The organism is Kitasatospora sp. NPDC024654, from assembly GCF_055559155.1.
On record NZ_JBVHLF010000140.1, the window covers coordinates 5771 to 10841 of the forward strand.

Annotated in this window: 5 protein-coding genes, 3 tRNA genes and 1 pseudogene; 6 read left to right on the forward strand and 3 right to left on the reverse strand. The window is 72.1% G+C overall.

Annotated elements, in window-relative coordinates; all coding sequences use genetic code 11:
* Together ACZ38L_RS36590 and ACZ38L_RS36595 are read right to left on the reverse strand one after the other, a co-directional pair.
* Positions 1-1737: DEAD/DEAH box helicase (locus tag ACZ38L_RS36590; protein WP_465701868.1), on the reverse strand; the 1737-nt coding region annotated here is incomplete at its 3' end.
* A 197-nt stretch (positions 1738-1934) separates the two neighbouring features.
* On the reverse strand, positions 1935-2804 hold the full coding sequence (locus tag ACZ38L_RS36595; protein ID WP_465701870.1) for a hypothetical protein: 870 nt from the start codon (positions 2802-2804) through the stop codon (positions 1935-1937).
* Between the two features lie 213 nt (positions 2805-3017).
* Between ACZ38L_RS36595 and ACZ38L_RS36600 the strand changes: the two genes are divergently transcribed.
* The 6 genes from ACZ38L_RS36600 to ACZ38L_RS36625 all read left to right on the forward strand — a co-directional run bounded on the left by ACZ38L_RS36600 (position 3018) and on the right by ACZ38L_RS36625 (position 4790).
* Positions 3018-3359, forward strand: coding sequence for a metallopeptidase family protein (locus tag ACZ38L_RS36600; protein ID WP_465701878.1), 342 nt, complete (start codon positions 3018-3020; stop codon positions 3357-3359).
* A 108-nt stretch (positions 3360-3467) separates the two neighbouring features.
* Positions 3468-3540: transfer RNA gene (locus tag ACZ38L_RS36605), tRNA-Glu, on the forward strand.
* Between the two features lie 67 nt (positions 3541-3607).
* A tRNA-Asp gene (locus ACZ38L_RS36610) sits at positions 3608-3681 on the forward strand.
* A gap of 27 nt (positions 3682-3708) precedes the next feature.
* Positions 3709-3785: transfer RNA gene (locus ACZ38L_RS36615), tRNA-Phe, on the forward strand.
* 166 nt (positions 3786-3951) lie between these two features.
* Positions 3952-4368 carry a prevent-host-death protein gene (locus tag ACZ38L_RS36620; RefSeq protein ID WP_402426961.1) on the forward strand — a complete coding sequence of 139 codons (417 nt, stop codon included), beginning with the start codon at positions 3952-3954 and terminating at the stop codon, positions 4366-4368.
* Positions 4365-4790 (forward strand): cytotoxic translational repressor of toxin-antitoxin stability system, encoded by a 426-nt coding sequence (locus ACZ38L_RS36625; protein ID WP_465701872.1) that lies wholly within the window; start codon positions 4365-4367, stop codon positions 4788-4790. The genes ACZ38L_RS36620 and ACZ38L_RS36625 overlap by 4 nt, the downstream gene beginning before the upstream one ends.
* Before the next feature lie 77 nt (positions 4791-4867).
* On the opposite strand, the pseudogene ACZ38L_RS36630 reads toward ACZ38L_RS36625, so the two are convergent.
* Positions 4868-5071, reverse strand: a pseudogene (locus ACZ38L_RS36630) (hypothetical protein); the annotation flags it as partial.

Genomic DNA, 5071 nt, shown 5'->3' on the forward strand with positions numbered 1-5071 from the left:
GGAGCGGGCCGGACGGTCACCGAACGAACGGCCACCACGGTCGTCGCGGTCCCGGCCACCGCCGAAACCACCACGGTTGTCCCGGTCCCGGTCCCGGTCACGGTCACGGTCACGACCGCCGCCGAAGGACGGACGCTCGCTCCGCAGCTCCCGGTAGGCCGGAGCCCGCTCCTCGCGCACCTCCCGGACCTCGCGCACCGGCGCGACCTCGGCAACCGCCTCGGCCGCTTCCGCGCCCTCGGCACCCTCCGCCGCCGGAGCCTCCTCCTCGATGCCCAGCTCGGCCCGCTCCCGCGCGGCCCGCGCCGCCAGCCGGTCGGCCTCCTCGCGCAGCTCGTTCGCCCGACGCTGCGCCCGCTCCAGCTGGCGGGTCATCTCGGCGACCTCGCGCTCCGCCGCACCGGCGATGCCCGAGGCGCTCTCCGCCTGGACCTCGATCAGCGAACGGGCACCGGTGATCCGGGCCACCTCGGCGTCGAAGGCGTGGTCCAGGATGTGGCGCGAGGCGTCCACGCCCGCGTCCTCCATCAGCCGGAAGACGCCGCGCCGCTGGTGCGGCAGCACCAGGGTGACCACGGTGCCGGAGCGGCCGGCCCGGGCGGTGCGGCCGGAGCGGTGCAGGTAGTCCTTGTGGTCGCCGGCCGGGTCGACGTTCAGCACCAGGTCGATGCCGTCGACGTGGATGCCACGGGCGGCGACGTCGGTGGCGACGACCACGTTGACGTAGCCGTCCTTGAAGTCGCCGAGCACCCGGGTGCGGGCGCCCTGGGTCATCCCACCGTGCAGCGCGTCGGCCTTCACGCCGGCCTCGATCAGCTGCTCGGCCACCCGGTCGGCACCCATCTGGGTACGGACGAAGATGATCGTCCGGCCCTTGCGGGCGGCGATCGCGTTGGTGATCGGCGCCTTGTCCTTCGGCTTCACCACGAGGATGTGGTGGGTCATGGTGGTGACCGCGCCCGCCGACGGGTCGACCTCGTGGGTGACCGGGTTGTTCAGGTAGCGCTTGACCAGGGTGTCGATCTCGTTCTCCAGGGTGGCGGAGAAGAGCAGCCGCTGGCCGCCCGACGGGACCTGGTCGAGGATCTCGGTGACCTCGGGCAGGAAGCCCATGTCGGCCATCTGGTCGGCCTCGTCGAGGACGGCCACCTGGACGTCGGCGAGCTTGGCGGAACCGCGGTTGATCAGGTCGCGCAGCCGGCCCGGGGTGGCGACCAGCACGTCGACGCCGCGCTCCAGCGCGTAGATCTGGTTGGACATCGAGGTCCCACCGCAGACCACCTTGAGGCGCAGACCGAGCACCGAGCCGAAGGGCTCCAGCGCGTCGGCGACCTGCATGGCCAGCTCGCGGGTCGGGACCAGGATCAGGCCGCGCGGGTGCTTGGGCTTGGTGCGCTCGCCGTCGGCGAGGCGGGTGAGCAGCGGCAGGCCGAAGCTCAGGGTCTTGCCCGAGCCGGTCCGGCCGCGGCCGAGCACGTCCTTGCCGGCCAGCGCGTCCGGGATGGTGGCGGCCTGGATCGGGAACGGGGTGGTCACGCCGCGCTTGGCGAGGGCGCGCACCACGTCGTCGTGCAGACCGAGGTCGCCGAAGGTGACGGTGGGCTCGGCGGGCGCCTCGACCTCGGCGGCCTCGACAGCCTCGGCGGTCTGGGTCGGAACGGACAGGTCAGCGGCGGCGGCCACCTCGTCCTGCGTGTTCGTGGGCATGGCGAAGCGGTCGTCGTCAACGAGAGACATGCAAAACCTTCCGGAAGTGGCACGCGCCTAAGTCCGGGGGTCTGCTTACAACCGCCTCTATGCGGTCAGCCACGGATCGCCGGTACGCGCCAAGGGCGCCAGTGAAGAGGTAAAGGGCGCCGGGCAAATGGATCAAACGAACGATCTACCACCATAGACGAGCCATCGGTCCACAGGCAAACCTGCTGGCCAGATCGTCAATGCGCAGCCGGAGCGCCGGTCGGGGCAGCGGAACCGCCGCCACCGCCACCCGCCGTCACGGACGGTACCGGCGCGGGCGCGGTCGACGGCGAGGCGGACGGGCGCCCGGGAGCCGCCGACGGCGCGGCCGGGGCGCCCGGGCTGGCCTTGCCGCCCCCGGAACCCCCCGCCGCGCCCCCCGAACCAGCCGCCCCGCCACCGTTGCCACCACCGCCGGCGGACGAACCGCCGCCCCCCTGCCCCGGCGCGCCGGACGCCGCCGACCCGCCCGCGCCCCCCGCCGGGCCCGCACCACCGCCCGGCGCCCGCTCACCGCCCGACCCGCCCTGCTGCCCGCCGCCGGCCGGTGCCGGCGGCGCCGGGACGACCACCACGCCGGTCGACACCGCGGCCGCCGCCCCGGGCGACGCGCCCACGCTCGGGTCATTGACGGGGGTCAATCCGTTCGCCGCCTCACCACCGGCCCCTGATCCGCCCTCACCCCGCGCTCCACCGGCGCGCTCCGGACGCACGCCCGCCCCGGAGCGCGCCTGTGGCCCGGCGCTCGCGGAGGCTCGCACGCTGGGGTTGAGCCCCACGGACTGGCCGGTGGGCTGCTGGTCGGCACCCGACCCGACCTCCATGCAGCCGGTCATGGTCAGCCCGGCCAGGGCCAGCACGGCGGTGCGCACCACGGTCCGCGTCGCGACGTGACGGAAGGCCGCCGTCCCGGCCCGCTCGGCCCGCCCCGCCTGCGCCGCCCCGCCCGCCCGCCGGTCGGACGCCACCGCACGCGCCGCGCCCGCGGTCGGCGGCCGAAGCGCACCGCCCGCCGAGCCCGCCGTCCCGTTCGTGCCCACCGACCCCGCCACACCCGTCGGAACCATCGCCGCCGCCTCTCCTGCCCGCCCCACCCTGGCCGCCGCGCCTCGCGCGCGGCCGTTCTCCGGTGCCCAACGCCTGGCGCGCCGCCGGGTCACGGCCGCCCGCACACCCGAAACCCGGCCACCTACCGGCCACCGACCGTCCGACGCGGGCCGGGCGCCCCCGGCACACACCTGGCACTCCCTCAGCCCGGACCCGACAATGACCCCGTGGACATGAGCCGGGACGACTTCGAGACGCTGGTCAGCGACGCCCTCGACCAGATCCCCCCGCAGCTGGCGGCGATGATGGACAACGTGGCGGTCTTCGTCGAGGACGAACCCGACCCGGCCACCCCCGACCTGCTCGGTCTCTACGAGGGAACCCCGCTCACCGAGCGCGGCGAGTGGTACGCGGGGGTGCTGCCCGACCGGATCATCATCTACCGCGGCCCGGCCCTGCGCCTGTGCGAGACCCCCGAGCTGGTGATCGCCGAGGTCCGCACCACGGTGATCCACGAGGTGGCCCACCACTTCGGCTTCGACGACCACGAGCTGCACGAACTCGGCTGGTCCTGATTCCGCCGCCGGCCGTGACCGCGACCGAAACCCGTTTTGGCGTTCCCGCCGGGATCCCATATGCTTCTGAACGTCCCCGACCGCTGGATACAGCCGGGCGGGCCGCAAGCCCTCATCGTCTAGTGGCCCAGGACGTCGCCCTTTCAAGGCGGTAGCACGGGTTCGAATCCCGTTGGGGGCACGCAGTACCCAGTAACACAAGTAGTGCCGCACGACGTAGTACAGTCAGGGTCGCAAGACTCTGTCGAGGTCCTGTGGAGCAGTTGGTTAGCTCGCCACCCTGTCAAGGTGGAGGTCGCGGGTTCAAGTCCCGTCAGGATCGCTCGTCCCGCAAGGGATGGTGCAGTACGGCCAGGTAGCTCAGTTGGTACGAGCGTCCGCCTGAAAAGCGGAAGGTCGCCGGTTCGACCCCGGCCCTGGCCACCAGCCTTGACCAGGCACGATGCCCTCGAAGCAGCTCGCTTCGGGGGCATTTTCGCATTGCTTGACGCCAACGGCGCAGCGGACGGTCACTCCTCTCCGGCGAGTACGTAACGTACTTGACGTACTTCTGCCAGACGACGACCCTGGTTCTCGGACGAGGAGGCTCCCAATGACAGCAGTCCACTACGAGAGCTACACCGAAGCCCGCGCACACCTGAAGGATCTGCTGGACGCAGCCGGGCAGGGCCGGGTCGCGACCGTTCGCCGGGACACCGGGTATGCGGCGGTAGTCGACGCGGGGCGGCTGCGCCACGCCCTCACTCTGCTGTGTTCGTCCAAGGCCGAGGTGGTCGCTGAGGGCGGTGGCTGGTCGGTGTTCCTCCCCGGCCTGCCGGTCGCCGCGGACGGCGCTACGTTCGACGAGGCCATCGACGAGATGATCGACGCGCTTCGCGAGTACGCGGAGGACTGGCAGGACCGGCTTCTTAACGCGCCCAACCATCGTGACAATTGGGGCCTGGTTCAGTTGATCGGTCTCAGCGACGACGCGCAGCTCCGTGATTGGCTGCTCGGAGTCGCGAAGTGACCTGGCCTCAGCCGACACGCGAACGACACGAGCAGTTCTGCAAGGTCGAAGGCTGGGACCGCGTACGTGACGCGCGCGGCCGCACCGGCACCCACCACATCACGTATGAGTTCGGGCTCCCCGATGGGCGGATCCTGCGTACTCGGGTGTCGCATCCGGTCGACCGCACCGTGTACGGCGCGAGCATGTGGGCGCACATCCTCCGCGATCAGCTGGACGTGACCGAGGATGTCTTCTGGCCGTGTGTCCTGGAAGGAGAGCTTCCCGATCGAGGCGCGCCTGAGCCACCACGCGAGGCGCTTCCCGTAGACCTGGTCCACCTGCTGATCAACCGCGTCGGACTCACCGAGGACCAGGTCGCCGAGCTGGACAAGGCGAAGGCGATCGCGCGGCTCCAGCAGTTCTGGACCGAGGGCCACTGACACCAGCAGCTGGATCGCCGCCGCCGGGGGCCCGGTGTCTCTCGGCGAGCCCTACCCGCAAGTGAGACGGACAGGCATCAGCCTCGCAGTGCTCGGTCGTCGAGCCGGCGCAACAGGCCGGGCAGGTGCTGGTACTGCTCGCGGAGCGCGGCCAGCCGCTGCCGGAACTGAAGGCCGCGTCCGACATGGTCACAGGCGTCACGGAGCTCGACCAGGAGAGCGACGGCGGTGTCATAGCGGGCCGTCTGCTTCCGGGCGACGTGGTCCTCGACCTCGCGCCA

Coding starts and splice junctions, on each gene's coding strand:
- ACZ38L_RS36595 (WP_465701870.1), bottom strand. CDS start 2,804: ATGGTTCCGACGGGTGTGGCGGGGTCGGTGGGCACGAACGGGACGGCG.
- ACZ38L_RS36600 (WP_465701878.1), top strand. CDS start 3,018: ATGAGCCGGGACGACTTCGAGACGCTGGTCAGCGACGCCCTCGACCAG.
- ACZ38L_RS36620 (WP_402426961.1), top strand. CDS start 3,952: ATGACAGCAGTCCACTACGAGAGCTACACCGAAGCCCGCGCACACCTG.